Source organism: Streptomyces sp. DH12 (assembly GCF_020873895.1).
Lineage (GTDB): Bacteria > Actinomycetota > Actinomycetes > Streptomycetales > Streptomycetaceae > Streptomyces.
In genome coordinates, this window is the sequence record NZ_JAHWGT010001568.1 from 1 (window position 1) to 398 (window position 398).

At 68.3% G+C, this 398-nt stretch carries 1 pseudogene; it reads left to right on the plus strand.

The annotated features are described in order from the left end of the window. A pseudogene (locus LPA54_RS41125) lies at positions 1 to 398 on the plus strand (dienelactone hydrolase family protein); the annotation flags it as partial.

Consider the following 398-nt stretch of genomic DNA (forward strand, 5'->3'; position numbering starts at 1 on the left):
GTCCGCAACCGCGTCGACAGCAGCAGACTGGGCGTCATGGGGCATTCCATGGGCGGCGGCGGCTCCCTGGAGGCCGCCAAGGACCGGCCGTCCCTCCAGGCCGCCATCCCGCTGACGCCCTGGAACCTCGACAAGACCTGGCCCGAGGTCCGGACCCCCACCCTGATCTTCGGCGCCGACGGCGACACCATCGCGCCCGTCTCCAGCCACGCCGAGCCCTTCTACAGCAACCTGCCCTCGTCGCTGGACCGCGCGTACCTGGAGCTCAACAACGCCACCCACTTCACCCCGAACTCGTCGGACACGACGATCGCGAAGTACAGCATTTCGTGGCTGAAGCGCTTCATCGACAACGACACCCGGTACGAGCAGTTCCTGTGCCCGCTGCCGCGGCCGAG